At 72.5% G+C, this 26,342-nt stretch carries 27 protein-coding genes; 20 read left to right on the top strand and 7 right to left on the bottom strand.

The features are described 5' to 3' along the window. Nucleotides 1-116 precede the first annotated feature (116 nt). The 4 genes from ACFQLX_RS01960 to ACFQLX_RS01945 all read left to right on the top strand — a co-directional run bounded on the left by ACFQLX_RS01960 (nt 117) and on the right by ACFQLX_RS01945 (nt 5,405). The gene (locus ACFQLX_RS01960) at nt 117-1,763 is read left to right on the top strand and encodes a glycoside hydrolase family 13 protein (RefSeq protein WP_386411098.1); all 1,647 of its coding nucleotides are present in this window, start codon (nt 117-119) and stop codon (nt 1,761-1,763) included. Between the two features lie 76 nt (nt 1,764-1,839). Beyond that, nucleotides 1,840-3,183 (top strand): ABC transporter substrate-binding protein, encoded by a 1,344-nt coding sequence (locus ACFQLX_RS01955; protein ID WP_386411095.1) that lies wholly within the window; start codon nt 1,840-1,842, stop codon nt 3,181-3,183. 6 nt (nt 3,184-3,189) lie between these two features. After that, on the top strand, nt 3,190-4,557 hold the full coding sequence (locus ACFQLX_RS01950) for an ABC transporter permease subunit (RefSeq protein ID WP_386411092.1): 1,368 nt from the start codon (nt 3,190-3,192) through the stop codon (nt 4,555-4,557). 8 nt (nt 4,558-4,565) lie between these two features. Beyond that, entirely contained in the window at nt 4,566-5,405 is an 840-nt protein-coding gene (locus tag ACFQLX_RS01945) for a carbohydrate ABC transporter permease (protein WP_386411304.1), read from the top strand. An 87-nt stretch (nt 5,406-5,492) separates the two neighbouring features. On the opposite strand, the gene ACFQLX_RS01940 is transcribed toward ACFQLX_RS01945, so the two are convergent. Next, entirely contained in the window at nt 5,493-6,461 is a 969-nt protein-coding gene (locus ACFQLX_RS01940; protein WP_386411089.1) for a pirin family protein, read from the bottom strand. 138 nt (nt 6,462-6,599) lie between these two features. Here ACFQLX_RS01940 and ACFQLX_RS01935 point away from each other — a divergent pair, with 138 nt between their 5' ends. From ACFQLX_RS01935 to ACFQLX_RS01910, 6 genes are all read left to right on the top strand, one after another. Next, the gene (locus tag ACFQLX_RS01935; protein ID WP_386411086.1) at nt 6,600-7,760 is read left to right on the top strand and encodes a magnesium and cobalt transport protein CorA; all 1,161 of its coding nucleotides are present in this window, start codon (nt 6,600-6,602) and stop codon (nt 7,758-7,760) included. A 247-nt stretch (nt 7,761-8,007) separates the two neighbouring features. After that, nucleotides 8,008-8,673, top strand: a complete 666-nt coding sequence (locus ACFQLX_RS01930) for a hypothetical protein (protein ID WP_386411083.1) — start codon at nt 8,008-8,010, stop codon at nt 8,671-8,673. Between the two features lie 532 nt (nt 8,674-9,205). Then, nucleotides 9,206-10,081 (top strand): glycoside hydrolase family 16 protein, encoded by an 876-nt coding sequence (locus tag ACFQLX_RS01925; protein WP_386411081.1) that lies wholly within the window; start codon nt 9,206-9,208, stop codon nt 10,079-10,081. Between the two features lie 178 nt (nt 10,082-10,259). After that, nucleotides 10,260-10,454, top strand: a complete 195-nt coding sequence (locus ACFQLX_RS01920; protein ID WP_386411078.1) for a hypothetical protein — start codon at nt 10,260-10,262, stop codon at nt 10,452-10,454. An 18-nt stretch (nt 10,455-10,472) separates the two neighbouring features. Continuing rightward, nucleotides 10,473-11,972 carry a hypothetical protein gene (locus tag ACFQLX_RS01915; RefSeq protein ID WP_386411075.1) on the top strand — a complete coding sequence of 500 codons (1,500 nt, stop codon included), beginning with the start codon at nt 10,473-10,475 and terminating at the stop codon, nt 11,970-11,972. A 111-nt stretch (nt 11,973-12,083) separates the two neighbouring features. Continuing rightward, nucleotides 12,084-12,278, top strand: coding sequence for a hypothetical protein (locus ACFQLX_RS01910; RefSeq protein ID WP_386411072.1), 195 nt, complete (start codon nt 12,084-12,086; stop codon nt 12,276-12,278). 21 nt (nt 12,279-12,299) lie between these two features. Here ACFQLX_RS01910 and ACFQLX_RS01905 read toward each other — a convergent pair whose 3' ends face one another. Beyond that, nucleotides 12,300-12,437: a hypothetical protein gene (locus ACFQLX_RS01905; protein WP_386411310.1), complete on the bottom strand. Its 138-nt coding sequence runs from the start codon at nt 12,435-12,437 to the stop codon at nt 12,300-12,302. 184 nt (nt 12,438-12,621) lie between these two features. Here ACFQLX_RS01905 and ACFQLX_RS01900 point away from each other — a divergent pair, with 184 nt between their 5' ends. Then, nucleotides 12,622-13,032 (top strand): DUF3224 domain-containing protein, encoded by a 411-nt coding sequence (locus tag ACFQLX_RS01900; RefSeq protein ID WP_386411069.1) that lies wholly within the window; start codon nt 12,622-12,624, stop codon nt 13,030-13,032. A 52-nt stretch (nt 13,033-13,084) separates the two neighbouring features. Here ACFQLX_RS01900 and ACFQLX_RS01895 read toward each other — a convergent pair whose 3' ends face one another. From ACFQLX_RS01895 to ACFQLX_RS01885, 3 genes are all read right to left on the bottom strand, one after another. After that, the gene (locus tag ACFQLX_RS01895) at nt 13,085-14,038 is read right to left on the bottom strand and encodes a cytochrome c oxidase assembly protein (protein WP_386411066.1); all 954 of its coding nucleotides are present in this window, start codon (nt 14,036-14,038) and stop codon (nt 13,085-13,087) included. Nucleotides 14,039-14,136: 98 nt separating this feature from the next. Next, on the bottom strand, nt 14,137-14,865 hold the full coding sequence (locus ACFQLX_RS01890; protein WP_386411064.1) for a type 1 glutamine amidotransferase: 729 nt from the start codon (nt 14,863-14,865) through the stop codon (nt 14,137-14,139). Nucleotides 14,866-14,916: 51 nt separating this feature from the next. Beyond that, nucleotides 14,917-16,155 (bottom strand): Mur ligase family protein, encoded by a 1,239-nt coding sequence (locus tag ACFQLX_RS01885; protein WP_386411062.1) that lies wholly within the window; start codon nt 16,153-16,155, stop codon nt 14,917-14,919. Nucleotides 16,156-16,301: 146 nt separating this feature from the next. On the opposite strand from ACFQLX_RS01885, the gene def reads away from it, so the two are divergent. After that, nucleotides 16,302-16,823 carry a peptide deformylase gene (gene def, locus ACFQLX_RS01880; protein ID WP_386411059.1) on the top strand — a complete coding sequence of 174 codons (522 nt, stop codon included), beginning with the start codon at nt 16,302-16,304 and terminating at the stop codon, nt 16,821-16,823. Between the two features lie 34 nt (nt 16,824-16,857). Here def and ACFQLX_RS01875 read toward each other — a convergent pair whose 3' ends face one another. Beyond that, the gene (locus ACFQLX_RS01875) at nt 16,858-17,505 is read right to left on the bottom strand and encodes a TetR/AcrR family transcriptional regulator (protein WP_386411056.1); all 648 of its coding nucleotides are present in this window, start codon (nt 17,503-17,505) and stop codon (nt 16,858-16,860) included. Nucleotides 17,506-17,640: 135 nt separating this feature from the next. On the opposite strand from ACFQLX_RS01875, the gene ACFQLX_RS01870 reads away from it, so the two are divergent. The 4 genes from ACFQLX_RS01870 (at nt 17,641) to ACFQLX_RS01855 (ending at nt 20,836) form a co-directional block, all read left to right on the top strand. After that, complete coding sequence (locus ACFQLX_RS01870; protein ID WP_386411053.1) at nt 17,641-18,870, top strand: acyl-CoA dehydrogenase family protein; 1,230 nt, start codon at nt 17,641-17,643, stop codon at nt 18,868-18,870. A gap of 178 nt (nt 18,871-19,048) precedes the next feature. Beyond that, nucleotides 19,049-19,744 (top strand): lysophospholipid acyltransferase family protein, encoded by a 696-nt coding sequence (locus ACFQLX_RS01865; RefSeq protein WP_386411050.1) that lies wholly within the window; start codon nt 19,049-19,051, stop codon nt 19,742-19,744. 69 nt (nt 19,745-19,813) lie between these two features. Next, nucleotides 19,814-20,464: a GNAT family N-acetyltransferase gene (locus tag ACFQLX_RS01860; RefSeq protein ID WP_386411047.1), complete on the top strand. Its 651-nt coding sequence runs from the start codon at nt 19,814-19,816 to the stop codon at nt 20,462-20,464. Nucleotides 20,465-20,491: 27 nt separating this feature from the next. Further along, nucleotides 20,492-20,836, top strand: a complete 345-nt coding sequence (locus ACFQLX_RS01855) for a thioredoxin domain-containing protein (protein WP_386411044.1) — start codon at nt 20,492-20,494, stop codon at nt 20,834-20,836. Nucleotides 20,837-20,840: 4 nt separating this feature from the next. Here ACFQLX_RS01855 and ACFQLX_RS01850 read toward each other — a convergent pair whose 3' ends face one another. Further along, nucleotides 20,841-21,986 carry an 8-amino-7-oxononanoate synthase gene (locus ACFQLX_RS01850; RefSeq protein WP_386411041.1) on the bottom strand — a complete coding sequence of 382 codons (1,146 nt, stop codon included), beginning with the start codon at nt 21,984-21,986 and terminating at the stop codon, nt 20,841-20,843. A gap of 178 nt (nt 21,987-22,164) precedes the next feature. On the opposite strand from ACFQLX_RS01850, the gene bioB reads away from it, so the two are divergent. The 4 genes from bioB (at nt 22,165) to ACFQLX_RS01830 (ending at nt 26,335) form a co-directional block, all read left to right on the top strand. Further along, nucleotides 22,165-23,346 carry a biotin synthase BioB gene (gene bioB / locus ACFQLX_RS01845; protein WP_386411038.1) on the top strand — a complete coding sequence of 394 codons (1,182 nt, stop codon included), beginning with the start codon at nt 22,165-22,167 and terminating at the stop codon, nt 23,344-23,346. Further along, nucleotides 23,339-24,667: an adenosylmethionine--8-amino-7-oxononanoate transaminase gene (locus ACFQLX_RS01840; RefSeq protein WP_386411035.1), complete on the top strand. Its 1,329-nt coding sequence runs from the start codon at nt 23,339-23,341 to the stop codon at nt 24,665-24,667. Before bioB ends, ACFQLX_RS01840 begins: the two co-directional genes overlap by 8 nt. A 10-nt stretch (nt 24,668-24,677) precedes the next feature. Continuing rightward, a complete protein-coding gene (bioD, locus tag ACFQLX_RS01835; RefSeq protein WP_386411032.1) occupies nt 24,678-25,379 on the top strand; it encodes a dethiobiotin synthase in 702 nt (233 codons plus the stop codon). Between the two features lie 179 nt (nt 25,380-25,558). Beyond that, the gene (locus tag ACFQLX_RS01830; RefSeq protein WP_386411301.1) at nt 25,559-26,335 is read left to right on the top strand and encodes an ABC transporter ATP-binding protein; all 777 of its coding nucleotides are present in this window, start codon (nt 25,559-25,561) and stop codon (nt 26,333-26,335) included. Nucleotides 26,336-26,342: the final 7 nt, after the last annotated feature.

Raw genomic sequence — 26,342 nt, 5'->3', positions numbered from 1 at the left:
GCCTTCTCGGCCGTTGCCGATCGTTCGTTGACATCTCCGCGACACACCTACTTAACATGCATGCATCTTCCGTCGGCCCCCCGTGGGCCGCGCCGCACGCACAGACAGGCCCATGGGTGAGTTCCCAGCACAAAGACACCCGTCGCTGGTGGCGCGACGCAGTGATCTACCAGGTGTACGTCCGCAGCTTCCTGGACAGCACCGGCGACGGTGTCGGTGACCTCGCCGGCGTCCGCACCGGACTGCCGTACCTGAGGAAGCTCGGCGTCGACGGCATCTGGCTGAGCCCGTTCTTCCCCTCCCCCCAGCACGACCACGGCTACGACGTGGCCGACTACTGCGGTGTCGACCCGCTCTTCGGCGACCTCGCCGAGTTCGACCGCCTGATGGCCGACGCCCGCCGCCTCGGGGTCAGGGTGCTCCTGGACATCGTCCCCAACCACTGCTCCAGCGAGCACGCGTGGTTTCGCGAGGCGCTGGCCGCCGGGCCGGGCTCCGCGGCCCGCGCGCGCTTCCACTTCGCCGAGGGGCGCGGCCCCGACGGCGCCGAGCCGCCCAACAACTGGCACGCCATGTTCGGCGGTCCGGCCTGGAGCCGGGTCACCGAGGCCGACGGGCGCCCCGGCCAGTGGTACCTGCACATGTTCACGCCCGAGCAGCCCGACTGGAACTGGCGCAACCCCGAGATCGCGGACCACTTCGACCACGCCCTGCGCTTCTGGCTGGACCGCGGCGTGGACGGCTTCCGCATCGACGTCGCCGCCGGCCTGTACAAGCACCCCGAGCTGCCCGACTCCCCCGACCCCCAGGCCGACTACCGCACCCGCGACTCGGTCAACCCCCTGGCCTGGAACCAGCCCGAGGTCCACGACGTGTGGCGGCACTGGCGGGCGGTGTGCGAGGAGTACACCGCCCGCGACGGCCGCGAGCGCCTGCTGGTCGGCGAGGTCTCCGTACCCACCGCCCGCGAGCACGCGCAGTACGTACGCCCCGACGAACTCCACCAGGCGTTCTTCTTCGACCTGCTGCGCACCCCCTGGGACGCCGACGCCTTCCGCAAGGTCGTCTCCGAGGCGATGGACGACATCGCCGGTACGGGCTCGACCCTCACCTGGGTGCTCAACAACCACGACCAGGTCCGCACCGTCACCCGCTACGGCGAGCCCACCCCCGAGGGCAGCGGACTGGGCGCGGCCCGCGCCCGCGCCGCCGCGCTGCTGATGCTGGCGCTGCCCGGCGCCGCGTACGTCTACCAGGGCGAGGAGCTGGGGCTGCCCGAGGTCGTCGACCTGCCCGACGACGTGCTCACCGACCCGATCTTCCACCGCACCGGCAGCCGCACCCACGTCCGCGACGGCTGCCGCGTCCCGCTGCCGTGGTCGGGCCAGGCCTCCCCGTTCGGCTTCACCGCCGGCGACGCAGGCGCCAGGCCGTGGCTGCCGCAGCCCGAGTGGTTCGCCGAGTACGTCACCGAGCGGGCCCTGGCCGACACCCGGTCCTTCTGGCACCTCTACCGCGACGGACTCCAACTGCGCTCCTCCCTCCCCCAGTTGGGCGAGGGCACGCTGCGCTGGCTGGAGACCGAACCGGGCGTCCTGGCCTTCGTCCGCGGCGACGGACTGGTCTGCGCCGTCAACTTCACCACCGCTCCCGCCCCCGCACCCGTCGGCGGTACGCCCCTGCTGTCCAGCGGCCCCTGCCCCGACAAGATCCTCCCCGGCTCCACGGCCGCGTGGTGGATCAGCGACGACCCCGGCCGGTAACCGCGCCGGACCCCTCAGCCGCCGGGGCGGTCCCCCCATGCCGCCCCGGCACCCCACCCTCGAAGGGACATCACCGATGATGCGACGACGCAGCACCCTGATCGCCGGCTGCACGGCTCTGGCCGTGGCCCTCGGCGCGAGCGCCTGCTCCGGCGACCCGGTCACCGCGGGCGGCGGCGACAACGGCGGCGACAAGGCCCTCAGCGGCCAGAGCGTCACCGTGGCCGGCGTCTGGTCGGGCACCGAGCAGAAGAACTTCCAGAAGGTCCTCGACGCCTTCACCGCGAAGACCGGCGCCAAGACGCAGTTCACCTCCACCGGCGACAACGTCTCCACCTTCGTCGGCAGCAAGATCGAGGGCGGCAACGCCCCCGACGTCGTGATGGTCCCGCAGCTCGGCGTGCTGCAGCAGTTCGCCGCCGAGGGCTGGCTCACGCCGCTGTCCACGACCGCCGAGCAGAGCGTCGACGACGGCTTCGCGCCGGTGTGGAAGAACTACGGCAGCGTCGACGGCACGCTCTACGGCCTGTACTTCAAGGCCGCCCACAAGTCGACCGTCTGGTACAGCCCCGACGCCCTGGCCCAGGCCGGGGTCGAGGCGCCGAAGACGTACGAGGACATGCTGAAGGCCGGCCGGACGGTCTCCGACTCGGGTCTGGCCGCCTTCTCCGTCGCCGGTCAGGACGGCTGGACCCTCACCGACTGGTTCGAGAACGTCTACCTCTCCCAGGCCGGCCCCGAGAAGTACGACGCCCTCGCCGCCCACAAGCTCAAGTGGACCGACGCCAGCGTCGTCAAGGCGCTCACCACCCTGGGCGAGCTGTTCAAGGACAAGCAGCTCGTCGCGGGCGGCGCGCAGGAGGCCCTCAGCACCGACTTCCCCGGCTCGGTGGAGAAGGTCTTCGGCCCCGAGCCCAAGGCCGGCATGGTCTACGAGGGCGACTTCGTCGCCGGCGTGGCCCACGACCAGTTCGGCAAGACCATCGGCAAGGACGCGAAGTTCTTCCCCTTCCCCGCCGTCAACGGCGGCTCCGCCCCGGTGGTCAGCGGCGGTGACGCGGCCGTCGTGGTCAAGGCCGGCAAGAACGCCGAGGCCGGCATGAAGCTCCTGGAGTTCCTCGCCACCCCCGAGGCTGCGGCCGTGTGGGCCAAGGCCGGCGGCTTCCTCTCCCCCAACAAGAAGGTCGCCCCGGCCTCCTACGGCGACGACGTCACCCGCGCCACCGCCGCGTCCCTCATCGCCGCCGGCGACTCCGACTCCGTGCGCTTCGACATGTCCGACCAGGCCCCCGCCGCGTTCGGCGGCACCAAGGGCGCCGGCGAGTGGAAGATCCTCCAGGACTTCCTGCGCGACCCCGCCGACCCCAAGGCCACCGCGGCCGAGCTCGAAGCAGCCGCCACCAAGGCGTACAAGGGCTGACCTGCCATGACGGCCACCGTGCTCGCACCCCCGGCGGGGGGTGCGTCTGCCACCCCGGGCGCGGCGCTGCGGCGCCGCGCCCGGCGGCGCGGACGCCTCGCCGCCCTGCTCTTCGTCCTGCCCGCGCTCGCCCTGCTCGGGGCGCTCGTCGTCTACCCGGTGCTGTTCTCCGTCGGGCGCAGCCTCTTCGACGCCTCCGGCACCCGGTTCGTCGGCGGGGGCAACTACGCGGAGATGTTCCGCGATCCGGCGACACTGACGGCGATCCGCAACACCACCCTGTGGGTGGTCGTCGCGCCCGCGCTGCTGACCGGCCTGGGGCTGATCCTGGCCGTGCTGGTGGAGCGCATCCGCTGGGCCACCGCGTTCAAGCTGCTGATGTTCCTGCCGATGGCGGTGTCGTTCCTGGCCGCGGGGATCGTCTTCCGCCTCGCCTACGACCAGAGCCCCGACAAGGGCGTCCTCAACGCGGCCGTGGTCTCCGTCCACGACGCCATAAAGGGCGCCTCCACCTACCCCACCGCGCGCGGCCGCGAGGGCAGCGGGCTGCTGGTACGGGACCAGGACGGCTCCTACCGCACGTCCGCGAGCGTGCCGGCCGGCGGCTTCGCGACGCTGCCCCTGGTCGGCATCCTCCCCAAGGACCTCCCCGCCGGCAGCTCCCCCGCCCGCGCGGCCACCGCGGGCAGCAGCGGGCCCGGCGAGCTGCGCGGTGTGGCCTACCTGGACTTCGTCCCCGGCGGGGGCGGGAAGCCGGGCGTGGTCGACCCCCGCGAGCGCGGACTGCCCGGCATGGAGGTCGAGGCGGTGCGCGACGGGAAGGCGGTCGCCGGTACGAGCACCGCCGCCGACGGCTCCTTCCACTTCACCGGCCTGGACTCCGGCCCGTACACCGTGCGGCTGCCCGCGTCGAACTTCGCACCCCCCTGCCAGGGCGTCGCCTGGCTCGGGCAGGCCCTGGTCACCCCGGCGATCATCGGGGCGTACCTGTGGATCTGGACCGGCTTCGCGATGGTCCTGATCGGCGCGGGCCTGTCCACCCTGCCGCGCGACGTGCTGGAGGCGGCGCGGATGGACGGCGCCGACGAGTGGCAGGTCTTCCGGCGCATCACGGTGCCGCTGCTGGCGCCGGTGCTGACGGTCGTCTTCGTCACCCTGGTGATCAACGTGATGAAGGTCTTCGACCTTGTTTACATCATCGCGCCCGGACCCGTACAGGAGAACGCCTCCGTGCTGGCGACCCAGATGTGGCTGGTGTCCTTCGGCGGCGGCAACAACCAGGGACTCGGCAGCGCGCTGGGCGTCCTGCTCCTGCTGCTGGTGGTCCCCGCGATGGTCTTCAACGTCCGCCGCTTCCGAGGGAGTCAGCGATGAGCGCGGTGATGCACAGGACGCGGCGCGCCCTGGGCAGTTCCCTGGTGCAGGCGTTCCTCGCGGTGGTGGGCCTGGTCTGGCTCACCCCGCTGGCCGGGCTGTTCGTGTCGTCGATGCGCTCCGCGCAGGACAGCGCCACGGGCGGCTGGTGGACGGCGCTGGCCGCGCCCGGGCAGCTGTCCTTCGACAACTACTCGGCGCTGCTGGAGAACTCCGGCATGGTGCGGGCGTTCTGGAACACGGTGCTCATCTCGGTGCCGGCGACGGCGCTGGTGGTGGTCATCGCGGCGCTGGCCGGGTACGCCTTCGCGTGGCTGGACTTCCCCGGCCGCGAGCCGCTCTTCCTGGTGGTCGTGGCGCTGCTGGTGGTGCCGGTGCAGATCGGCCTGCTGCCGGTGGCGAAACTCTTCGGCCAGCTGGGGCTGTTCGGGACCATCCCGGGCGTGGTGCTCTTCCATGTGGCGTACGGGCTGCCGTTCGCGGTGTTCCTGCTGCGCAACTACTTCGCGGAGATACCCAGGGAGATGCTGGAGGCCGCCCGGATGGACGGCGGCGGCGAGTGGCGCATCTTCACCCGCCTCGTGCTGCCCGTGGGCCGGCCCGCGATCGCCAGCCTCGCCATCTTCCAGTTCCTGTGGGTGTGGAACGACATGCTGGTGGCACTGCTCTTCGCCGACGGCTCCTCCCAGCCGCTGACCGTGGAACTGCAGTCCCAGGTACGGCAGTTCGGCAGCAACATCGACGTACTGGCGCCGGGGGCGTTCCTGTCGCTGGTGGTGCCGGTGGTGGTGTTCTTCGCCTTCCAGCGCCACTTCGTCCAGGGCGTGATGGCCGGATCGGTGAAGTAGCCGATCCGGCGGCGAAGCCCAAGGGGCGGTACGAGGTCCTCGTACCGCCCCTTCGGCATGTCCCCGCGACGGGCCGCAGAGGACCCCTCAGCGCGTACGCCCCCGGGGACGGAGCCTCCCCGACGGCAGCGGCGGCGCGCCGAGCCGGGCGCCGTCGTAGCCGTGGACCTCACCGAAGCGGCCCCCGGCCGCCCAGTCCTCGCGGGCCTGCGCGATCTCCTCGTGGGTGCGGCCGACGAAGTTCCACCACATCACGATCTCCTCCTCGAACGGCACGCCGCCCAGCAGCATCAGGCCGCTGTCGACGTCCGCCCGCAGCGGTAGTTCCGTGCGGCCGCAGCCCAGGTAGAGCATCGAGCCGGGGGCCAGGCGCAGGCCGTCCACCTCCGCCTCGCCGGACATGGTCAGCACCGCGTACTCGTAGTCCGGCCGCACCGGCAGCCGGGCGCCCGTCCCGGCGGCGAGCGTGAGGTCGGCGCCGACCAGCGGCGTGTACGCCGTCCCCGGCGACACCGCGCCGTCCACCTCACCGAGGATCACCGTGGCCCGCAGCCCGCCGCCCCCGCTCACCGCGGGCAGCTCGCTGTGGTGTTCGAACGACGGCTCCACGTGCCGGTGGGAGCCGGGCAGCGCCACCCACAGCTGGGCTCCGTGCAGCAGCCGCGCGTGCTCGCGGGGCGACTCCTCCGAGTGGGAGATCGCCCGCCCGGAGGTCATCAGGCCCAGCTCCCGGGGCCGTACGGTCTGCAGGCTGCCCAGGCTGTCGCGGTGCAGCACCTCGCCCTCGTGCAGCCAGCTCACCGTCTGCAGGCCCATGTGGGGGTGCGGCGGGACCTGCATCCCGGGCTCCTCGGCGATGTCGTCGGGCCCGTAGTGGTCGACGAAGCACCAGGCACCCACCATCCGCCGCCCGAGGCCGGGCAGCAGCCGGCGCACGACGGTGCCCTCGCCGAGGGCCACCTCGCGGCCGGTCAGCAACTCCCGTACGGGACGGGCCGACACCTCGGTGAGGCCGCCGCACGCGGCCGCGGCGGGACGCTGGTCGAGATTGCTCATGGCGCCAACCTATGCCGGGCGCGAGCGACCGGCTCTCCCTCCCCGCCCCACGCTCCGATCGCGCGGGGAAACCTTCCTAAATAGGCTGGTACGGGCGGGTGCGTCGCCCGCGCGGACTCCCCACTCGGAGGTTGGGCCATGCCGGACTGGCGAGCACGATCCTCACGTGCGAGCAAGTGGCCCATGCGCCCGACCGGACACACCGGCGGCTCCGACCCCGCCCCCGAGCACTCGATGGACCCGCGCGCCGAGCACCACGGCCCGCCCCCCGTGCCGCTGGAGCGCAGTGTGGTCGACGCGGCGCTCTACCGCGACGGGCGGCGCATCGAGACCCCCTCCTCCCTGTCGGAGATCTACGAGCAGCTCCCCCAGCCCGGCACGATGGCCTGGATCGGCCTGTACCGGCCCTCCCCCGCGCAGCTGTGGGAGGCGGCCGAGCAGTTCGGGCTGCACGAGCTGGCGGTGGAGGACGCGATCGTCGCCCACCAGCGGCCCAAGCTGGAGCGCTACGGCAACACCCTCTTCGTGGTGCTGCGCTCGGCCCGCTACCTGGACGAGGCCGAGGAGGTCGACTTCGGCGAGATCCACATCGTCATCGGCCCGGACTTCGTCCTGACCGTCCGCCACAGCCAGGCGCCCGACCTCGCGGCCGTACGCAAGCGGGTGGAGGACGATCCGGAGCTGCTCGCCCAGGGGCCGGAGGCGGTGCTCTACGCGATCCTCGACGCGGTCGTCGACGGCTACGCGCCGGTCGTCGCCGGCCTCCAGCACGACATCGACGAGATCGAGACGGAGGTCTTCGGCGGGGATCCGAAGGTCTCGCGCCGTATCTACGAGCTGTCGCGGGAGGTCGTGGAGTTCCAGCGGGCCACCCGCCCCCTGCTGGGGATCATCCGCGATCTGCAGCGGGGTTTCGAGAAGTACGGCACCGACGAGGAGCTCCAGCGCTATCTGCGCGACGTGGCGGACCACGCGACCACCGCGGCCGAGCGCGTGGGCGGCTTCCGGCAGATGCTGGGCGACATCCTCACCGTCAACGCCACCCTGGTCTCCCAGGCGCAGAACGAGGAGATGAAGATGCTCGCCGAGGCGGGCCACGCGCAGAACAACGAGATCAAGAAGATCTCCAGCTGGGCCGCCATCCTCTTCGCGCCCACCCTCATCGGCACCGTGTACGGCATGAACTTCGACCACATGCCCGAGCTGCACTGGACCCTGGGCTACCCCTTCGCGATCGCCCTGATGGCGGTGGTCTGCGGCGGCCTGTACCTGATCTTCAAGCGCCGCGACTGGCTGTAGGACGCCCTCAACGCACAGCGGACGTTCGCATGCGCAAGGCGAACGCGAACGCGGGGCATTCCCGCACACCACACGTTCGAATGTGTCGCGCGGAACAATCCGGATGGATTTCCCGGCGCATTTCCTTTGTACGGCGGATCGCCTTCTGTCCAACTCCCCATGATCGCAAGGGCATTCATGTGTCGAATGGTGCACCACGTGACACGCGCGGGTATATGGTGCGCCTCAGACCTTGGGAGGTCCACAGATGGCAGACATCGCTTTGCACGCGGTAGACAAAGAACCCGAAGAACCCCCCGTTTACGCGCACTGGCGCTCGCGGATCGACTCGATCATGGAGCAGTCGCCGAGCCGGGAAGAGCAGACCGATCAACTCCTGGCACTGCTGTGGGACCGCGAGAGCGCCCACCGCGCGCGCGAGGCGTCCTGGAAGCGCAGCACCCTGCAGCACATGGAGGAACTGCGCTGGAAGAACGCCCTTCTGAAGCAGACCGGGGCGACCCTCTCGCACCAGGTCGCGCTCACCACCCGCCTCCAGGCCCGGTTGGCGCGGCGGGACTCGGTGGACACCGTGCTCACCGACCTGGCGGGGGAGATCCGCAGACGCGACCCGGAGTTGGCGCAGCGGATCGTGGACGTCGTCGCCGTCCCCGCCTCGCGGGACATGCCGCGCGGGGCGGTCACCCTGGCGTTCGCCGCGGACACCCGCTGGTCGCTGGGGTGGTTCCACCGCAAGCTCTCCCACGGAGGGCTGGGCCCCGAGGTGCAACTGCCGTTCGTGGGGTGGTCGCTGCTGGCGGTGCCGGCCGGGAAGGTCGAGCAGCTGGTGGAGGCCACCTTCCTGTACGGGTCGCGGGCGCTGCCCGTCTCCTCGCTGGACCACCAGGGCCTGGTCTTCCACCACCCCGAGTAGCGGCCCCCGCAAGGCTCCCGGCGCCCGCACGACGCAGGCCCCGGCGCCGGCCGCCGGGTCCACCTCGCCGGGTCCCACCCCGCGCGCGGGGATGGAGTGGGGCGCGGCTCCCTGACGGAGCCGCCTTCAACCCGCCCGCCCCGCAGGTGCGTTGAGGGCGGAACGCCGGAGGCGCTGACACCGGGTCGGGCCTTGGGAGGATCCACAGACCAGGTCAGCGCCTCGCGACGGGCCCTGCAAGAGGGACGTCTCACCGTATCGGCAACAGTCCATCAGGCATAGCGCACGCCGCTGTTACCCACCCGGCGCCCGGCCTCCTGCTACCATCCGCCGCCGCACCTCGCCCCCGCCCGCCGCGTTCGATCCCGGCGGGGACCCCGGCGCGCCGTGCGGGGCGCGGGGACGGCACGGGCGACACGACCACGAGGGCGATTGTCAATAAATGCCCGATATGTAATCTAATGTGATTATCTTGCCTCCATGTCGACACAGCCGCCCGCCCCGGGCCCGCGGGTGGCACGGAGAGGAACCGATGCATTCCATCCCCACCCCCCGCAAACGCCTGGCCGCAGCCGTCGCCGCCGTGCTCGCGCTCGCCACCTCCGGCACCGCGCAGGAAGCGACCGCCGGGGAACGCGACCGCAAGCGGTCCCCCGCCGCACCCACGCGCCTCGCACCCCCCGTCCAGGGCCGGCAGCTGATCTTCGCCGAGGAGTTCGACGAACCGATCCAGTGGGGTGAGCGCTGGAACGGAACGGGGACCAGCGCCTACAAGTACTGGGACCACAACGACTGGTACATGACCGACTGGGTCACCCGCGACGCCGTCAGCGTCCACGACGGGATGGCCACCTTCACCGCCAGCCCCTCCGACCACTCCCTGGAGGACGGCACCCAGGCCTGGGACACCGGACTGCTCAGCACCGAGCACACCAACGAGAACTTCAAGGTCCAGGTCGACGACTACATCGAGACCCGCGTCCAACTCCCCACCCAGATGGGCGCCTGGCCCGCACTGTGGACCTGGAGCGTCGACGCGCCCGGCTTCCGCGGCGGCAGCGCGATCGGCAACAACGAGATCGACACCTTCGAGTACCACCCCGACAGCGTGGACGACCTCGAGTTCACCAACCACGTGCGCCACTCCGTCTACTACTACAGCAACCACCTGGTCATCAACCCCGGCCGCTGGATCACCGTGGGCACCCACTACCGCAGCGAGTCCGTCGACTGGTACGTCAACGGCCAGAAGGTCCACTCCGACGGGAAGGGCGTCCCGGACACCTGGAAGGCCCACCCGATCCTCAACCTCTCCCTCGCCGACGGCACGTACCATCCCGTGCCCACCGACGCGCAGATCACCTTCAACGCCGACTACGTCCGCGTCTTCCGAGCCCTCCCGCAGTAGGACCCGGTCCGGCAGCACGCCGACGGAGCGCCACCGCCCTGACCAGGGACCGCGCACCCCGTTCGACCGCGCGGGTGAATTATCAGTTGATCTTCCTTTTCCGTCTTGGGTCCTGGCGGGCGGTGGTGCGAATCTTGAATTCCCTTTCGTGCAACCCTCGTCCACACGGGAGTTTCCAGTGGTCCTTTCTGTTTCCGGCGTGCTGCTGTTGGGTGTCATCGTGTTCCTGTTCTTCCGCAAGGACGGCCTGAAACCCGTACACGCCGTCGTCTGCGCCCTTTTCGGCTTCTACCTCGCCGGATCCGCCATCGGACCCAGCATCCGGGCCGGCGGCGACGGACTGGCGAACCTCCTCGGCGGGATCAACCTCTAAGCACGAAAGGGGCAGCGCATGACCCGGCGAGAAATCCCCCGGCTGCTGTCGGCCGGCACGGCCGCCCTCAGCCGCGGACGCGACGCCGCCCAGATCGCGGGCGCGGCGGCGACCGACCTCGTCCGCCCGTTCCGGGCCGTCGGCCGCGGCCTGGGCCACCTGCTGGCAGCCGCGCGCACCCGCTTCGCCGCGACCCCCCAGGACAAACGCGGACCCCTCGCACTCCTCACCGCCGGCGCCGGCCTGCTGCTCTACCTCCTGCCGTACGGGATCCCCATCGCCCTGGCCCTGCTGACCGCCACCGCCTGGTGGCTGGGCCGCGAGAGGGAGGGCGGCGAGGAGGAGGCCGCCCAGGAGGAGGCCGGCGACGAGCGCCTCACCCTCCTCTACACCGCCCTCGTCCCGCTCTTCTCCGTCCCCGACGACCCCGAGCCCATGTACACCCACGGCGGCGACCACGAGGACGTCCTCACCGACTACGCACACGGCAGCGACGGCCGCCTCGAACGCCTGACCATCCGCTACCCCGCCTACTTCCCCGACGGCGAACCCGAGATGCGCGCCCGGGTGGAGCGGCTGCTGCAGGCCAAGGCCGGCCGGGGCCGCGAGTACCTCTTCGACTGGGACGAGGCAGGCAACCAGCTCACCGTACGGGCCATGCCCGCACTGCCCACCGACCTCGTCGCCCAGCGCTTCGTCGCGGCCCCCGGCGAACGGGTGCTGGGCTTCACCGACGCACTCAGCGTCTCGCGCACCATCCCCGTCACCGTCGACGGCGCCCAGCGCGACCTCCCCCCCGTCCTGTGGCGCACCGGACCCAACACCACGCTCCCCCACCTCCTGGCCGTCGGCCATCCCGGCAGCGGCACCAGCAGCCTGCTGCGCTCCCTGGCCCTGCAGTGCCTCCCCCACGCCCAGATCGCCGTCATCGACTCCGCCGGCACCGGCGAGTACGCCTTCCTGCGCGGCCGCAGCGGCGTCCTGCACGTCGAGAGCCGCCTCACCGGCGCCGTGGACGTACTGGAGCGGGTGGCCCGCGAGACCCAGCGGCGCCTGGCAGCCGGCGGACAGGGGCACCGGCCCCTGTGGCTGTTCGTGGACCGGCCCACCGTCCTGAGCCAGATCGCCGCACTGGAGGGGCACGACGACCCGCAGTCACTGCTGCGGCTGCCACTGCAGTACGGGCGCGCGGCCGTGGTCACCGTGGTCGTCGCCGAGCACTTCGACACCGCCGCCGCACTGAACGACGCGGTCACCGGACACACCCGCACCCGCGTCATGCTGGGAACCGCCGGCCCCGAGCAGGTACGGGCCGTACTGGGCGCACCGCCCAACACCACACCCCCCGACCACCTGCCCCCCGGCCGCGGCTACGCCCGCCTGGGCGACGGCCCGGTCCTGCGCCTGCAGGTCCCCAGCACCCCCAACCCCGACCGCGACGACACCGCCACCCACGCCCGCGAGGCCGTACTGGCACTGCTCCCACCGCCCGCGGAGGCCGCCGCACCCGCCCTGTGACGGCGCTCCCCGGGCAGCCGCCGCGTCACCCGTTCGCCGTAGCGAAGGTGCGGGCGGCGCAGCCGGGCTTGACGATGGTGCGGGGCTATACCAAGTGTTCTGGAGTGTCCTGTGATCCTGTCAGTCTCCGGTGTCCTGCTCCTGGGAATCGTGGTCTTCCTCTTCTTCCGCAAGGACGGCCTGAAGTTCAGCCACGCACTCATCTGCGCGCTCTTCGGCTTCTACCTGGCCGGCACGGCGATCGCGCCGGGCATCCATGCCGGCGGGGAGTCCCTCGCCCAACTCCTGGGCGGCATCTCGCTGTGAGACCCGGCCCGCGCGCCCGTCTCAGGACTTCGACGTCACCATGACGCCGACGGCGCACAGGGTCAGCACGACCCAGCCGAACCACAGCCAGCCGCTGCCGCCCAGCGCCACCGTGTAGGCGGTGACCGCGACAAGCGAGACCATGACGCACACAGCCATGGCTCGGGCCGATCCTGGCATCTCTGGCATCGCGGCCTCCTGACGCCGCCCCGCACGGAGGACTCCGGCGGGCGCGCGGCGGTGGGCCCATCGTCCCCCCGCGGGCGCGGACGCGCCAGGGCCCGTCCGGCGGATCATGACGCCACTGGGCGTCGATGTCGGTGGTACGCAATAGGCTCCGGGGATGCGAGCCTCAGGAACGTTCACAGTTGCCGACTTCACGCCCGCCCCGGTGCCCAGCCCGCCGATCGAGACCGCGATGCCCGTGGGGGTGTCCACGATGGGGAAGACGTACGAAGGCGAGGTGGCCGGGCGGTCGGCCACCTTGTTCACCGCCGCGTTCGACCAGTCCACCGCCACGGGCGTCTACGTCGCCATGGAGTCCTTCGAAGGGACGCTCCACGGCCGGGCGGGCTCCTTCAACTTCGCTCACGCCGCGACCACCCGGGGCGATGGCGGCCGTGGGGACGAGTTCTTCGTCATCGCTGCGGGCAGCGCAACGGGCGACCTGGCCGGGATCACCGGAGCCGGCGGCATAAGGGTCGACGCGGACGGCACGCACCGGATCTGGTTCGACTACGAACTCGGGCGGTAGCGCAGCACGCCAGGCGGGAGGCCGCAGGCCGGCCGCCGCCGCGGATCAGGCCCTAGTTGCGGGCCTGCAGCGAGGAGAGGTAGGCGTTGTACGCGGCCAGTTCCTCGTCGCCGTTGCGGTCCGCGGCGCGGTCGCCGCGGCGGGCCTGGCGCTCCTCGGAGGTGTACCACTGGTACATCAGCGCCACCAGGACCAGCACCGAGGGGATCTCGCTGAACGCCCAGGCGATGCCGCCGGCCGCCTGCTGGTCGGTGAGCGCGTCGATGCCCAGGGACGCCGCGGGGTGGGCGTAGGTGGTGACCATGGCCTCGCTCGCCATCATCAGCGCGATGCCGAAGAAGGCGTGGAAGGGCATCCCGGCGAAGAGGATCAGCATCCGCATCAGGTGGCTGGGCCGGTTGGGGCCCGGGTCCACACCCATGATCGGCCAGAAGAACACCAGGCCGACGGCCAGGAAGTGGACCATCATCCCCAGGTGCCCGATCCGCGAGCCCATCAGGGTGTCGAAGACGGACGTGAAGTACAGGGCGTACAGGCTGGCGATGAACAGCGGAATCGTGAAGGCGGGGTGGGTGATCACGCGCAGGTAGCGGCTGTGCAGCAGCCGTACGAGCAGTGCGCGCGGGCTGGTGCCGCCGGCGCGCGCGGTGGCGGGCAGGGCGCGCAGCAGCAGGGTGACGGGGGCGCCCATGAGGAGCAGGATCGGCGCGAGCATGCTGATGACCATGTGCTGCGTCATGTGCACGCTGAACATGACCATGCCGTACTCGTTGAGCGCGGTGCACGTCACCAGGGCGATCGTCGCCACGCCCGCGGTGAACGCGACCGTGCGGCCGACCGGCCAGCTGTCGCCGCGCCGGCGCAGTCGCAGCACGCCCCAGGCGTACAGCGCGAGCGCCAGGATCGAGCCGGTGAGGAACCAGGGGTCGCCGGTGAACTCCAGGCCGCGCTGCAGTGTGAACGGCGGCAGGTTCATCTCCGTGCCGTGTCCGCCGTGGGGGTCCATGTGCTGCTCCTGTCGCGTGGTGCTGCCACAAGACTAGAGCCGCCCACCGGCGCGAAAGGCGCGGGGGCGGCTCTGGCCGTGGTGTACGCGCGGTGCGGTCAGGCGGGCTGGGTCGTCGCGGCGATGCGTTCGGCGCGCAGCGCCTCGTACCAGCGGTCGTCGAGCGGGGGCAGCTGGGGGGTGTCCATCGCCAGGCGGATGAGGAGGTCGGCGATGAGGGGGTTGCGGGCCAGGACGGGGCCGTGCATGTAGGTGCCGAAGACGTTGTCCGCCCAGGCGCCCTCCGTGCCGTCGCCGGTGCCGTTGCCGTTGCCGGTGCGGACCGTGGCGAAGGGGCGTGCGCCGGGGCCGATGTGGGTGATGCCCTGGTGGTTCTCGAAGCCGGTGAGCTGCGGGAGGCCGAGCTGGGGGTCGACGTCGGCCAGGACATCGCCGACGCAGCGGCTGCCCTCGCCGCGGGTGGAGACCACGTCGAGCAGGCCCAGGCCGGCCTCGCGCTGGCCGAGGTCGTTGATGAACTCGTTGCCGAGGATCTGGTAGCCGGCGCAGACGGAGAAGACGATGGCCCCGTTGCCGACGGCGCGGGCCAGGCCCCCGTCGCGGCGCAGGCGCTCGGCCGCCAGGCGCTGGGGGCGGTCCTCGCCGCCGCCGATGAGGTAGATGTCGCCGCCGGTGGGCACCGGCTGGTCGGAGCGTACGTCGTAGCGCTCCACGGCCAGGCCGCGCTGGCGGGCGCGGCGTTCGACGACGAGGGCGTTGCCCTGGTCGCCGTAGGTGCTCAGCAGGTCGGGGTAGACCCAGATGAGGCGCAGGCTGTTGTCGTTCATGTGGCTGGTCTCCGCTCTGTCTTTCGCCGGGGTCTGTCGCCGGTCCGGTGGTCAGTTGCCCACGCGGCGGCGCAGGTCCTGGAACGCCGTGTAGTTGGCGATGACCTCGATACGGCCGGCGGGTGCGGCGGCGACGGCCTCGTCCAGGCTCTCGCAGACGCGGAAGTTCTGGCCCGCGACCTCCAGGCGTACGGCCAGGTCGAGCTTGCGGTCGCCGATGACGAGCAGCGGGTGGCCGGTGAGGCGGGTGTAGTCGACGTCCCACAGCCAGGAGGTGTCGGTGCCGTCGGCGCCGCGGGCGTTGACGGAGAGGACGACGGGGGTGGGCGGGGGGTCGATGAGGGAGAACGTCTCCAGCCAGCCGGCGGGGTTCTTCGCCAGCAGCAGGCGCAGTTCGCGGCCCTCGAAGGCGACGATGTCGTAGCGGCCGGCGACGGCGGTGACCTGCCACATGCGTTCCAGGCCGGTCTGCGGGGGGACGCCGAAGGCGGCGGCCACGGCGGCGGAGACGGCGGCGTTGGACTTGTTGGCGCGGCCCGGGAGCTGGAGCTTGATGGGCCAGGCGGCGCCGTGCGGGTCCAGGACGTGGTCGCCGGACAGGGCCCACTGGGGGGCGGGGCGGCCGAAGCCGCACTCGCCGCAGCGCCAGTCCTCGCCCTGGCGCTGCAGGACGCCTCCGCAGGAGGGGCACGACCAGGCGTCGTCCTTCCACTCCTGGCCGGCGGCGACCCACACCACGTTGGGGCAGGAGCTGGCGGCCCAGGCGATCAGCGGGTCGTCGCAGTTGGCGATGACCAGGGCCTTGGTGCCGGCCAGGCCCTCGCGCCACTTCTCGGCGAGCATCCGCGTCTCGGCGGCGCGGTCGAGCTGGTCGCGGGAGAGGTTGAGCAGGGCGATGGCCTTGGGGTCGACGTCGCGGGCGACGCCGGCGAGGTACTTCTCGTCGACCTCGATGACGCCGTAGCGGGCGTCGGAGCCGCCGGCGAGGGCGGAGGTGATGCCGGCGGGCATGTTGGCGCCCAGGGCGTTGGAGACGACGGGTCCGGCGGCGCGCAGGGCCTCGGCGATGAGGCGGGTGGTGGTGGTCTTGCCGTTGGTGGCGGAGACCAGGACCACGTCGAGGTTGGCGGCGAGCGCGGCGAGGAGGTCGGGGTCGAGTTTCAGCGCGACCCGGCCGCCGATGACCGAGCCGCTGCCCCGGCCCGCGGCACGCGAGACGGCCGCGGCCGCCTTGCCCGCGGTGACGGCCAGCTTGGCCCGCGGCGACAGCGGTTCTGTGGTGCCTGTCATCGTGGTGAATCCTCCTTGGGTCCGTACGCCGTGGTCAGACTATCCACTGTGTGCCGGGGGGTCCGAATCCGGCGTCCGGGAGCGGGGGTTTTGCGTCCGCACGAGGGGATCGGGACGGCTTGTACGAGCGAAGGCGAGGTGGACGCGTGAGTGGGCGCAGGATTCCCGGGGCGCGGGGACGGGTGCGGGACGTGCGGTATTTCGGTGCGGCGGTGCTGCACGGGGCGTCGCGGGAGGTGACGGAGTTCGGGGAGCCGCTGGAGGACCTGGTGGAGGACCTCTTCGCGACGATGTACGCGGCGCGGGGTGTGGGGCTGGCGGCGTGCCAGGTGGGCGTCGGGCTGCGGGTGTTCGTCTACGACTGCCCGGACGACGAGGACGTGCGCCATCTGGGGTACGTGGTCAATCCGCGGCTGGTGGAGACGGGTGGCGTGTCCCTGCGCGGGCCGGAGGGGTGCCTGTCGCTGCCGGGCCGGGAGGCGGGGGTGGAGCGCTGGGACCTGGCGGTGGTGGAGGGGGTGGACGCATCGGGGGCGCCGGTGCGGGTGGAGGGGTCTGGTTTCTTCGCGCGGTGCCTGCAGCACGAGTGCGACCACCTGGACGGGACGGTGTTCAGCGACCGGTTGGGGGCGGTGCGCCGGTGGCGGGTGCTGCGGGGGACCGGCTGAGGCCGCTCCTCCCCGCCCCGTGCGCCGGCCGGTCCTACAGTCCCGGGCTGCCGGGGCGGTCGGGGGCGGTGGCCAGTTTGCCCCACAGGAGGTCGGTGACGGCCTGGACCACTTCGCGGCGGGGGCAGGGCTGCTCGGCCAGCCACCAGTCGCCGGCCGCGTGCATCATGCCGACGATGCCGTGGCCCCAGGCGCGGGCGAGGAGGTGGCCGGAGGGCCCCAGGTCGACGCGTTCGGCGATGACCTCGGCCAGTTCCTCGCCCAGGCGGCGCATGAGGGGGACGGCGTGGCGGGCGATCTCGAAGTCCGCCTCGGGGGCGGGCTGCTCGTCCGCCGGGTGCATCAGGAAGCGGTAGACCTGGGGGCGCGCCTCGATGGCGGCGAGGTAGGTGTCCAACGTGGCCTCGACGCGTTCGCGGCGGCCGGTGGGGGCGTCGAGGGCGGCGCGCAGCGACTCCAGGAGGGCGTCGGTGTGGCGCTGGGCGAGGGCGCGGTAGAGGCCGCCCTTGTCGCCGAAGTGGCGGTAGAGGATCGGTTTGGTGATGCCGGCCTCGGCGGCCATGGCGTTCATGGAGGCGCCGGGCCCCTCGCGCAGGACGACGCGGTCGGCGGCTGCCAGCAGTTCGGCGCGGCGCCGCTCGGTGGCCTCCTGGCGCTGCTCGCTCTGCTTGTGGGTACTCATGGCGTCCTCTTTTCCCGTCCGTCCGCGCTCGGGCAACGTAACACCTGGCCAGGGCGTGTGGCGCACGGCTGTTGACATTACCTACCCGTGGGTAACAGACTGGGGTTACCGCCAGTAACAGCCCGCGGAGGGGTCATGGGAGAAATCACGTTCGAGCTCAACGAGGATCAGAAGCAGGTCCGGGACTGGCTGCACGGCTTCGCCGCAGACGTCATACGCCCCGCCGCCGCCGAGTGGGACGAGCGCGAGGAGACGCCCTGGCCGGTGATCCAGGAGGCGGCGAAGATCGGGCTGTACTCCCTGGACTTCTACGCCCAGCAGTACTTCGACCCCACCGGACTGGGCGTCGCCCTCACGATGGAGGAGCTGTTCTGGGGTGACGCGGGCATCGCCCTGTCCATCGTGGGCACCGGCCTGGCCGCCGTCGGCGTCCTCGCCAACGGCACCGAGGAGCAGATCGGCACCTGGATCCCCCAGATGTACGGCGACGCCTCCGACGTGAAGCTCGGCGCCTTCTGCTCCTCCGAGCCCGACGCCGGCTCCGACGTCTCGGCCATGCGTACCCGCGCGGTGTACGACGAGGCCAAGGACGAGTGGGTGCTCAACGGCACCAAGACCTGGGCCACCAACGGCGGTATCGCCAACGTGCACGTCGTCGTCGCCGTCGTCGACCCCGAGCTGGGCTCCAAGGGCCACGCCTCCTTCGTCATCCCCCCGGACACCCCGGGCCTCAGCCAGGGGCAGAAGTTCAAGAAGCACGGCATCCGCGCCTCGCACACCGCCGAGGTGGTGCTGGAGAACGTGCGCATCCCGGGCAACTGCCTGCTGGGCGGCAAGGACAAGCTCGACGAGCGCCTCGCCCGCGCCCGCGAGCGCGCCGCGAACGGCAGCGGCGAGCGGGTGAAGAACGCCGCCATGGCGACCTTCGAGGCCTCCCGCCCCGCCGTGGGCGCGCAGGCCGTGGGCATCGCCCGCGCCGCCTACGAGGTGGCCCTGGACTACGCCAAGACCCGCGTGCAGTTCGGCCGCCCCATCATCGACAACCAGGGCGTCGCCTTCCAGCTCGCCGACATGCGCACCCGCGTCGACGCCTCGCGGCTGCTGGTGTGGCGGGCCTCGTGGATGGCCTCCGCCGGCAAGCCCTTCGCCGCCGCGGAGGGCTCCATGTCCAAGCTCTACGCCGGCGAGACCGCCAAGACGGTCACCGCGCAGGCGATGCAGATCCTGGGCGGCAACGGCTTCACCCGCGAGTACCCGGTGGAGCGCATGCACCGCGACGCCGCGATCTACACCATCTTCGAGGGCACCAGCGAGATCCAGCGGCTCGTCATCGCGCGCACCCTGTCGGGAGTGCCCATCCGCTGAGGCCGCCACGGCCCGTACCACGTCTGCGGCAGCGTTCCGGGGGGACGCTGCCGCAGCGCTTTCCCGTCGGCACCCCTTCCGGATCAGCCTGCAGAACCTAGACTGGCCCTACGGACCGTGCCGTTGACCTGCCGTGACGCCGTCCCTGAATCGATCCGGTGCCCTGGGGAGTCGCCTCGTGTTCTACTACCTGCTCAAGTACGTCCTGCTGGGGCCCCTGTTGAAGCTGTGCTTCCGCCCGCGCATCGAGGGGCTGGAGCACATCCCCCCGGACGGCGCGGCGATCGTCGCGGGCAACCACCTGTCCTTCGCCGACCACTTCCTGATGCCGGCGATGCTCAAGCGGCGCATCACCTTCCTCGCCAAGGCGGAGTACTTCACCGGCCCCGGCCTCAAGGGGCGCCTGGTCGCGGCGTTCTTCCGCAGCGCGGGGCAGATCCCGGTGGACCGCAGCGGCCGCGGCGCCGCCCAGGCGGCCATCGAGGAAGGGCTCGGGGTGCTGGGCCGGGACGAACTCCTCGGGATCTACCCCGAAGGCACCCGCTCGCACGACGGACGCCTCTACAAGGGCCGCGTCGGCGTGGCGGCGATGGCGCTGCGCGCGGGTGTGCAGGTCATCCCCTGCGCGATGGTCGGCACCTTCGAACTCCAGCCCCCCGGACGGAAGATCCCCCGCCTCGGGCGCGTCACGATCCGCTTCGGCGAACCGCTGGACTTCTCCCGCTACGCCGGCATGGAGAACGAGAAGGTGATCCTGCGGGCCGTCACCGACGAGATCATCAACGCGATCCTGAAACTCTCCGGCCAGGAGTACGTGGACCGCTACGCGACAGAGGTGCGCGCCGAACTGGAAGCCGCACGCAAGACAGCATGAGAGAACAGCGTGGGAGACGAGGCGTGGGGGCAGGGGTGAACTCCCGGATCCGCACGGTAGCTTGAGGCCATGAGGGATCTTGCCGCCTTCCTGGCCGACGCCGCCCGCGGCGTCTTCCCCCCTGCGGACGGCCGCGTCCACGTGCTGGCGCGGCCCTGTGCGCGCGACGCCGGGGTCATCGCGCTGACCGGGTGCTCGCTGGTCTTCGCCGGGGTGGAGGAGGCGTGGGTGCGGGCCTCGCTGCCCGCCGACGACCTCTCCGCGCCCCTCAACCCGCCCTTCCTGCGCGCGCTTGAGGAGCGCACGGGGCGGAAGGTCAACAACATCGACCTGCTGACCGCCGCCCCGGCGCTGGCCGGACCGCCGCCGCTGGAGCTGACGCCGACGGCGGACCGCGACCACCCCCGCGTCGTACGGGCGCTGCGGCACCGCGACGAGGTGCGTGCGTGGACCGTCCCGGGTGGCACGTTGCTGCTCGGGCGCGGGGTCGCGGGGCGGTGGGAGGTTGCCGTGGAGGTCGAGGCGGGGGCGCGCGGTACGGGGCTGGGGCGGCGGCTGGCGGTCGCCGCGCGGCATCTGGTGCCCGGGGGCGGGCCGTTGTGGGCGCAGATCGCGCCGGGCAACGCGGCCAGTGTGCGGGCGTTCATGGCGGCCGGGTTCCAGGCGGTGGGCGCGGAGGCGCTGCTGGTGGAACATCCTGCGGCGCCTGCCGTCTCATAACCTCCCCGTGGGTCTACCGTCAGAGGCGTGACGGCGACGGACCGGGAGGACGAGGCGATGCGGATCACAGTGCTTGCGGTGCCGGGATGCGCGAACACGGGGCTCGCGCTTGAGCGGGTCGCGGCGGCGCTGGCGGGGCGGGCCGCCGAGGTGGAGGTGGTCGAGGTCCGCAACGGCAACCAGGCGCTCGCACTCGGGATGAGCGGCTCGCCGACGATCCTGCTGGACGGCGTCGACCCCTTCCCCTCCGACGGCGGGCAGCCGTCGGTGTCCTGCCGGCTGTACCGGGACGCGGACGGCGCGGCCTCGGGGGCGCCCGGCGAGGACGCGCTGCGGGCGGCGATCAACGCGGCGTGTGCTTCGGGGGGTTGAGTTTTTACGGGGCGGTCGCGGCGATCACCGTCAGTGCGCGGTCGATCTCCTCGGCGGTGAGGTTGGCACGGGCGGTCAGGCGCAGGCGGGAGATGCCGTCGGGGACGGACGGGGGGCGGAAGCAGCCGACCCGTAGGCCCGCGGTGCGGCAGTCGGCGGCCCAGGTGAGGGCGTGTTCCGGGGAGGGGGCGGCGACGGAGACGACCGCCGCGTCGGGGCGTACCGCGCGCAGGCCGGCCGCTGTCAGGCCGGTGTGCAGGGCGCGGGCGTGGTCGCGTACCGCCTGGGCGAGGGCCGGTTCGCGGCGCAGGACGCGCAGCGCGGTCAGTGCCGCGCCGGCGGCGGCCGGGTTGAGGCCGGTGTCGAAGATGAAGGTGCGGGCGGTGTTGACCAGGTGCTCGATGACCGCGGCGGGGCCCAGGACGGCGCCGCCCTGGCTGCCGAGGGATTTGGAGAGGGTGACGGTGGCGACGACGCCGGGGGCGCCCGCCACCGCGTGGGCGGCGGGCGTACCGCTGCCGCCGGGGCCCAGGACGCCCAGGCCGTGTGCGTCGTCGACGAGGAGCGCCGCTCGCGCGTCGGCGGCGACCTGGGCGAGCGCGGTCAGGGGGGCCTCGTCGCCGTCGACGGAGAACACCGCGTCGGTGACGACCAGGGCGCGGCCCTCGTGGCCGTCCAGGGCCTTGGCCACGGCCTGGGGGTCGGCGTGCGCGACGACGGCGGTCTCGGCGCGCGAGAGGCGGCAGCCGTCGATGAGGGAGGCGTGGTTGCCGGCGTCGGAGACGATGAGGCGGTGGGGGGTGGCGGGTCCGGTGAGTGCGGTGAGGGCGGCGAGGTTGGCGGCGTAGCCGGAGGAGAAGACCAGGGCTGCTTCGAAGCCGCAGAACTCGGCGAGTTCCGCTTCCAGTTCGGCGTGCAGTTCGGTGGAGCCGGTGACCAGGCGGGAGCCGGTGGAGCCGGCGCCCCAGCGGCGCAGGGCCGCGGTGGCGCCGTCGACGACCTCGGGGTGGTGGGCCAGGCCGAGGTAGTCGTTGGAGGCGAGGTCGAGCAGCGTCTCGCGGGCCGGGCGCGGGCGCAGGGTGCGGACGAGGCCGGCGCGGTGGCGGGCGGCGGCGGCCTCGGTGATCCAGTCGAAGGGGTCGGCGGGCATTCGCGGCAGGTCCTCGTCGGTCGGTCGCACGGTGGGGGAAGCGGTACGGAGGGTTCGCCACCGCACGTTACTGCGCGTGGCGGCGGGGTGGGGTGTGGCAAGACACACAGTGCGCGGGGGGCTTGTTGTGACCTGTCCGACTGGCTGTGCGGGGGGCCGGTGAGCGAGTATCAGCGCCATGGACCTGCTGACTACGCTGGTGGACAAGGGGCTGCGCCGCGAGCTGCCCACACGCGACGAGGTGCTCGCCGTGCTGGCGACCACCGATGACGAACTGCTGGACGTGGTGGCCGCGGCGGGCCGGGTGCGCCGGCACTGGTTCGGGCGCCGGGTGAAGCTGAACTACCTCGTCAACCTCAAGTCCGGGCTGTGTCCGGAGGACTGCTCGTACTGCTCGCAGCGGCTGGGCTCCGAGGCGGGGATCTTGAAGTACAGCTGGCTGAAGCCGGCCGAGGCGGCGAAGGCCGCCGGGGCCGGGGTCGCGGGCGGCGCGAAGCGGGTGTGCCTGGTGGCGAGCGGGCGCGGGCCCACGGACCGGGACGTGGAGCGGGTGGCGGGGACGATCGCCGCCATCAAGGAGCAGAACAGCGGCGTGGAGGTCTGCGCCTGCCTGGGGCTGCTGTCCGCCGGGCAGGCCGAGCGGCTGCGCGAGGCGGGTGCGGACGCGTACAACCACAATCTGAACACCTCCGAGTCGACGTACGGCGACATCTGCACCACGCACGAGTACGCGGACCGGGTGGAGACGGTGCGCCAGGCGCAGGGGGCGGGGCTGTCGGCCTGTTCGGGGCTGATCGCCGGCATGGGTGAGAGTGACGGCGATCTGGTGGACGTGGTCTTCGGGCTGCGGGAGCTGGACGCGGACTCGGTGCCGGTGAACTTCCTGATCCCCTTCGAGGGGACGCCGCTGGCGAAGGAGTGGAACCTGACGCCGCAGCGCTGCCTGCGGATCCTGGCGATGGTGCGGTTCGTGTGCCCGGATGTGGAGGTGCGCCTCGCGGGCGGGCGCGAGGTGCACCTGCGGACCATGCAGCCGCTGGCGCTGCACCTGGCGAACTCGATCTTCCTCGGGGACTACCTGACGAGCGAGGGGCAGGCGGGGCAGGCGGATCTGGAGATGATCGCGGACGCGGGTTTCGAGGTGGAGGGCGAGGGGACGACGACGCTTCCCGCGCACCGCGTCGACGCCGCCGCCGCTTCTGGCGGGGAGGGGTGCGGGGGCGGGGCGTGCGGGCCGTGCGGGGAGCCGGCCGCCGAGGCCGCCGAGGTGCCTGAGGCCGCTGAGGTTTCCGGGGCCCGTACGGACCTGGTCGCGGTGCGCCGCCGGGGCGCCGGTACGGAGCTGCCGCCCAATGCCTGAGCCGCTGCCCGAGGCGCTCTCCCCGGCGCGGCTGCTGGAGCTGGACCGGGCGCATGTCTGGCATCCGTACGGGCCGATGCCCGGCCGGGTGGCGCCGCTGGTGGTGGACTCCGCCTCGGGTGTGCGGCTGAGGCTGGCGGAGCCCGTACACGGGGTCGGCGAGCTGGTGGACGGGATGTCGTCGTGGTGGTCGGCCGTCCACGGCTACAACCACCCCGTCCTCAACGCCGCCGTGCACGGGCAGGTGGAGCGGATGAGCCATGTGATGTTCGGCGGCCTCACCCACGAGCCGGCCGTGCGGCTCGCGGCGCGGCTGGTGGAGATCACCCCCGAGCCGCTCCAGCACGTCTTCCTGGCCGACTCCGGGTCGGTGTCGGTCGAGGTCGCGGTGAAGATGTGCCTGCAGTTCTGGCGCTCGGTGGGGCGCCCGGGCAAGCAGCGGCTGCTGACCTGGCGCGGCGGCTACCACGGCGACACCTGGCAGCCGATGTCGGTGTGCGATCCGGACGGCGGGATGCACGCGCTGTGGGGCGGGGCGCTGCCCCGGCAGGTCTTCGCACCGCCACCGCCGGGGGGTTTCGCCGACGAGCCCGACGCGGCGTACGTGGCGGCGCTGCGCGAGACGGTGGCGCGGCACGCGGCCGAGACGGCGGCGGTGATCGTGGAGCCGGTGGTGCAGGGCGCGGGCGGGATGCGCTTCCACTCCCCCGGCTACCTGCGGGTGCTGCGCGAACTGTGCGACGAGCACGACGTGCTGCTGGTCTTCGACGAGATCGCCACCGGGTTCGGGCGTACGGGGCGGCTGTTCGCCGCGGAGCACGCCGGGGTGTCGCCGGATGTGATGTGCGTGGGCAAGGCCCTGACCGGCGGCTATATGACGCTGGCGGCGGCGCTGTGCACGACGCGGGTGGCGGAGGGGATCTCCGGGGGCGAGGCGGCGGTGCTGGCGCACGGACCGACGTTCATGGGCAATCCGCTGGCCTGCGCGGTGGCGGGGGCGTCCGTCGACCTCCTCCTCGGGCAGGACTGGCAGGGGCAGGTCGGGCGGCTGGCGGCCGGGCTGTCCGCCGGGCTGGCGCAGGCCGCCTCCATTCCGGGGGTGGTGGACGTACGGGTCCTCGGCGGGATCGGCGTCGTCCAACTCGACCATCCCGTCGACATGGCGGCGGCCACCGAGGCGGCGGTGCGGGCCGGGGTGTGGCTGCGGCCGTTTCGCGATCTGGTCTACACGATGCCGCCGTACGTGACGGACGACGACGACCTGGCGCGGGTGTGCGCGGCGGTGTGCGCGGCCGCCGCCGCCTCGACAGCCGCGCGATGAGGAGGATGTCGTGAGTGTGCTGGTGGTCACCGGGACCGGGACCGAGGTCGGCAAGACGATGGTGACCGCCGCACTGGCGGCGGCGGCGCTCGCCGCCGGCTGGTCGGTGGCGGTGCTGAAGCCGGCGCAGACCGGCGTGGCGGCCGGGGAGCCGGGCGACGTCCACGAGGTGCTGCGCCTGGCCGGCGCGCAGGTGACGGGCGCCGAACTGGCCCGCTATCCGGAGCCGTTGGCGCCGGCGACGGCCGCCCGGCGCGCCGGCGCGCGGCCGGTGGGCCCCGCCGAGGTCGCCGAGGCGGCGGCGAAGCTGTCCGCCGCGCACGACCTGGTGCTGGTAGAGGGCGCGGGCGGCCTGCTGGTGCGCTACGACGAGGAGGGCGCCACCCTCGCGGACGCGGCGCGGCTGCTGCGCTGCCCGGCCCTGGTCGTGGCACCGGCCGCGCTGGGCACGCTCAACGCGACGGCGCTGACGGCGGAGGCGCTGCGGGCGCGCGAGATCCCCTGCATGGGGGTGGTGGTGGGGAGTTGGCCGCTCCGACCGGGACTGGCGGAACTGTGCAATCTGGAGGACCTGCCGCTCGCCGCGCAGGCCCCGCTGCTCGGCGTCCTGCCGCACGGCGCGGCCCACTTGGCGCCGGAGGAGTTCCGCGCCGCGGCGCCGGGGTGGCTGGCGCCGGGGCTGGGCGGGACGTGGGCGGGGACCGCCTCGTAGGGGCGCCGGGCCTGCGTTGTGGTTGCCGTCGCAGTGCGCGGGGCACGGCTCGTCCCTCCGGATGAGGGCCGGCCCGGCGGCTCTGTCCACAGGGGGATGCGCGCACTGTCCGGTACGTCCTAGTCTCGTGAGCGCGGTGGGATCCCGCCGTAGGGGCGAGTGCGGGAGGCGTGGTGGCTGTGACGGGGGTTGCGGACAGGGCCGGCGGCGTGGACGGGGCGGACATCGCGGCTCGGGCACGTGAGTTGACCAAGGCGTACGGGTCGGGTGAGACGGCCGTCGTGGCGCTGGACGCGGTGGACGTGTCCATCGCGCGGGGACGGTTCACGGCGGTGATGGGGCCGTCCGGGTCGGGGAAGTCGACGTTGATGCACTGCCTTGCCGGGCTGGACGGCGTCTCCGCCGGGCAGGTGTGGCTGGGCGGGACGGAGATCACCGGTTTGAACGACCGCGAGTTGACGCGGTTGCGCCGGGACCGGGTGGGATTCATGTTCCAGTCCTTCAACCTGCTGCCCACCCTGAACGCCCTGGAGAACATCACGCTGCCGATGGACATCGCCGGCCGCCGTCCCGAGCAGGCGTGGCTGGACCAGGTCATCGACACCCTGGGGTTGCGCGACCGGCTGCGCCACCGGCCCGCGCAGCTCTCCGGCGGCCAGCAGCAACGGGTGGCCTGCGCGCGGGCACTGGCCTCGCGGCCCGAGCTGGTCTTCGCGGACGAGCCGACCGGCAACCTCGACTCGCGGGCGGGGCTGGAGGTGCTGGGCATGCTGCGCCGCGCGGTGGACGAGCTGGAGCAGACGGTGGTGATGGTGACGCACGATCCCGGAGCGGCGGCGCACGCGGACCTGGTGCTGTTCCTCGCGGACGGGCGGATCGTGGACGAGATGCCCCAGCCCACCGCCGAGGCCGTGCTGGAGCGGATGAAGCGCTTCGACACAGTGCGGAAGAGCTGAGGGCACG

The organism is Streptomyces polyrhachis, assembly GCF_042663125.1.
In the GTDB taxonomy this organism is placed as follows: Bacteria; Actinomycetota; Actinomycetes; order Streptomycetales; family Streptomycetaceae; genus Streptomyces; species Streptomyces polyrhachii.
Note: the sequence above shows the minus strand (reverse complement) of the source record. Positions and strands in the feature narration are given on the sequence as shown.

Excerpts from the sequence above, each read along its gene's own strand:
- ACFQLX_RS01955 (WP_386411095.1), top strand. The coding sequence starts at position 1,840 with ATGATGCGACGACGCAGCACCCTGATCGCCGGCTGCACGGCTCTGGCC.
- ACFQLX_RS01950 (WP_386411092.1), top strand. The coding sequence starts at position 3,190 with ATGACGGCCACCGTGCTCGCACCCCCGGCGGGGGGTGCGTCTGCCACC.
- ACFQLX_RS01945 (WP_386411304.1), top strand. The coding sequence starts at position 4,566 with ATGCACAGGACGCGGCGCGCCCTGGGCAGTTCCCTGGTGCAGGCGTTC.
- ACFQLX_RS01940 (WP_386411089.1), bottom strand. The coding sequence starts at position 6,461 with ATGAGCAATCTCGACCAGCGTCCCGCCGCGGCCGCGTGCGGCGGCCTC.
- ACFQLX_RS01935 (WP_386411086.1), top strand. The coding sequence starts at position 6,600 with ATGCCGGACTGGCGAGCACGATCCTCACGTGCGAGCAAGTGGCCCATG.
- ACFQLX_RS01930 (WP_386411083.1), top strand. The coding sequence starts at position 8,008 with ATGGCAGACATCGCTTTGCACGCGGTAGACAAAGAACCCGAAGAACCC.
- ACFQLX_RS01925 (WP_386411081.1), top strand. The coding sequence starts at position 9,206 with ATGCATTCCATCCCCACCCCCCGCAAACGCCTGGCCGCAGCCGTCGCC.
- ACFQLX_RS01915 (WP_386411075.1), top strand. The coding sequence starts at position 10,473 with ATGACCCGGCGAGAAATCCCCCGGCTGCTGTCGGCCGGCACGGCCGCC.
- ACFQLX_RS01905 (WP_386411310.1), bottom strand. The coding sequence starts at position 12,437 with ATGGCTGTGTGCGTCATGGTCTCGCTTGTCGCGGTCACCGCCTACACG.
- ACFQLX_RS01900 (WP_386411069.1), top strand. The coding sequence starts at position 12,622 with ATGCGAGCCTCAGGAACGTTCACAGTTGCCGACTTCACGCCCGCCCCG.
- ACFQLX_RS01895 (WP_386411066.1), bottom strand. The coding sequence starts at position 14,038 with ATGGACCCCCACGGCGGACACGGCACGGAGATGAACCTGCCGCCGTTC.
- ACFQLX_RS01890 (WP_386411064.1), bottom strand. The coding sequence starts at position 14,865 with ATGAACGACAACAGCCTGCGCCTCATCTGGGTCTACCCCGACCTGCTG.
- ACFQLX_RS01885 (WP_386411062.1), bottom strand. The coding sequence starts at position 16,155 with ATGACAGGCACCACAGAACCGCTGTCGCCGCGGGCCAAGCTGGCCGTC.
- ACFQLX_RS01875 (WP_386411056.1), bottom strand. The coding sequence starts at position 17,505 with ATGAGTACCCACAAGCAGAGCGAGCAGCGCCAGGAGGCCACCGAGCGG.
- ACFQLX_RS01870 (WP_386411053.1), top strand. The coding sequence starts at position 17,641 with ATGGGAGAAATCACGTTCGAGCTCAACGAGGATCAGAAGCAGGTCCGG.
- ACFQLX_RS01860 (WP_386411047.1), top strand. The coding sequence starts at position 19,814 with ATGAGGGATCTTGCCGCCTTCCTGGCCGACGCCGCCCGCGGCGTCTTC.
- ACFQLX_RS01850 (WP_386411041.1), bottom strand. The coding sequence starts at position 21,986 with ATGCCCGCCGACCCCTTCGACTGGATCACCGAGGCCGCCGCCGCCCGC.
- bioB (WP_386411038.1), top strand. The coding sequence starts at position 22,165 with ATGGACCTGCTGACTACGCTGGTGGACAAGGGGCTGCGCCGCGAGCTG.
- ACFQLX_RS01840 (WP_386411035.1), top strand. The coding sequence starts at position 23,339 with ATGCCTGAGCCGCTGCCCGAGGCGCTCTCCCCGGCGCGGCTGCTGGAG.